The sequence below is a fragment of the Clostridium sp. D5 genome (assembly GCF_000190355.1).
Lineage (GTDB): Bacteria > Bacillota > Clostridia > Lachnospirales > Lachnospiraceae > Faecalicatena > Faecalicatena fissicatena_A.
In genome coordinates, this window is sequence record NZ_GL870835.1 from 1 (window position 1) to 2,092 (window position 2,092).

Consider the following 2,092-nt stretch of genomic DNA (forward strand, 5'->3'; position numbering starts at 1 on the left):
AATATCTGTTGAAGAAGAAAGATTGATAAGAACTGAAATTAAAGAAAGAATTAACAGGCGGCTGTCAGGAATATATACGTCCCAGCAAGTGGAATTTAGTCTTGTCCCCTTTAAAAACACGTCTAAAGTCCGCTTTCTTAACATGCCCAGAAAGCCCTTTCTGAGCAGACAGCTTTGTTATTTCTCTTCTTGATTGTATCACTTAATTCTACTTTTAGGAATACCAAAAGTGGTAATCGCTCTTTTTGTAAGAGTAATTGCCACTTTTCTTTTTGCCGTTTTCAAAGTGGAAATAAACTTTTCACTTCACCAATTTTCTCAAAATGTAAATTTTCAAAGTAAATGCAACCCCTATGTCCATTACCGGTTGCATTTACTTTAAGAATCCGAAATGTTGCATTAAGTGTGACAAATTTTGTATGATTCTTCCAGTCGTGTCTGGGAATACGATTGGAGGATTTCATTATGAAGAAAACACATTTATCATTAGAAGACAGAATCACAATCTCACAAATGCTTTCCGAGCAGCAGTCCTTTAAACAGATTGCCACCGCTGTAGGCAAGAACTGCACCTCTATATCCCGTGAAATCAGAAACCATTTGGAATTCAGAAGGATTGGCGGATATGGACGTTCATACAATGCCTGCCGCTACCGCCGGAACTGTTCCAACAGCTTCCTGTGTACTTCCTGTACCTCCACCAAAAGAAAGCATTGCTCCCTCTGCGAGAAATGTAACTCAAACTGTCCTGACTTTAAACAAGAAAGTTGTAGCACACTGGAAAAACCTCCTTATGTCTGCAATGGATGTCCTGACAGGCGCAGCTGCACCTTAGAAAAACGTCTTTATAATCCTGCCTCTGCAGACAAAGAATACCGGAATCTGCTTTCAGAATCAAGGTCTGGTATCTCTTATTCCGAAGAGGAAATCCGGCGTCTGGATGGCATTGTCTCCCCACTCATCTTACGGGGGCAATCCCTTAATCATATCTGTGCAAACAACAAAGATTCTCTCATGGTCAGTGAAAGCACTCTCTACCGTCTGGTCGCTTACAACGTGTTCACGGCCAGGAATATTGATCTTCCAAGGAAAGTCAGATACAGCAGGCGAAGAAAGATGAAGGACTTCAAGGTGGATAAGGCGTGCCGGATTGGGCGCACATACAACGATTATATCACCTACTGCAGTCAGCATCCCGACCTCCCGTCACACAGATGGACTCCGTAGAGGGGAAAAAGGGGGGAAAGGTCCTGCTGACCATCCACTTCGTGAAAGCAGAACTGATGCTTGCCTTCCTAAGGGATTCCAATGATTCACAGTCGGTCCTTGATATTTTTGATCGCCTCTATCTGGAACTCCGCCCGGATATCTTCATGTCCATCATACCGCTGGTCCTCACCGATAACGGGAGCGAATTTTCAAATCCTAAGGCAATTGAATATGACCGGCAGGGGAATCTGAGGACACGTATTTTTTACTGCAATGCATCTTCGCCAGGTCAGAAAGGCTCTGCCGAGAAGAATCATGAATTCATACGCTATGTCCTCCCCAAAGGAACTTCCTTTGATAGCCTGACGCAGGAGGATGTCTCCCTGCTCATGGACCATATCAACTCTTACAGCAGGGAAAGCCTTGGCAATAAATGTCCCTGCGAAATGTTTGAATTCCTCTATGGCACCGATATACTCCATGCACTGGGATGCCATCGAATTCCACCTAATGAGGTAAACCTTACGCCATCGCTTTTGAAGCGCCAGGAATAAGAACATCAAAAAGCCGGGATTTGGCACCGCCATCCCCGGCTTTCCAACAAAACAAACATTAAGGCTAAGCTTTACACGGCAAACAGCCTTAATTATCCCCCAGACCCGGCCTTACATAATATAGCGCCTATATAGGGGTGGCATTTACTCTGGCAAAAAAACAGGTAAATCTCACTTCCGGCATAGTGCACCTATTTTTAAGGCTTTTCATGGTGGATTACTATTATTTTACACGAAATTCACATAAAAAACAGTCCTATTTCACATTTTTCACGAAATAGGACTGACCAGACTGCATTTACTTTGATAAAGTTGCATTAACCCTGAAA

At 43.3% G+C, this 2,092-nt stretch carries 3 protein-coding genes; all 3 read left to right on the forward strand.

Translation table 11 applies throughout. The features are described from left to right. A partial coding sequence (locus HMPREF0240_RS24875) for a hypothetical protein (protein WP_207636771.1) occupies positions 1-193 on the forward strand: 193 nt, incomplete at its 5' end. Positions 194-465: 272 nt separating this feature from the next. Then, positions 466-1,227 carry a helix-turn-helix domain-containing protein gene (locus HMPREF0240_RS25145; protein WP_242833376.1) on the forward strand — a complete coding sequence of 254 codons (762 nt, stop codon included), beginning with the start codon at positions 466-468 and terminating at the stop codon, positions 1,225-1,227. Continuing rightward, complete coding sequence (locus tag HMPREF0240_RS25150) at positions 1,215-1,763, forward strand: hypothetical protein (protein WP_242833378.1); 549 nt, start codon at positions 1,215-1,217, stop codon at positions 1,761-1,763. The genes HMPREF0240_RS25145 and HMPREF0240_RS25150 overlap by 13 nt, the downstream gene beginning before the upstream one ends. The last annotated feature ends 329 nt before the right edge of the window (positions 1,764-2,092 follow it).

What these genes read in the sequence shown, in the direction of transcription:
- HMPREF0240_RS25145 (WP_242833376.1), top strand. Translation starts at nt 466, where the DNA reads ATGAAGAAAACACATTTATCATTAGAAGACAGAATCACAATCTCACAA.
- HMPREF0240_RS25150 (WP_242833378.1), top strand. Translation starts at nt 1,215, where the DNA reads ATGGACTCCGTAGAGGGGAAAAAGGGGGGAAAGGTCCTGCTGACCATC.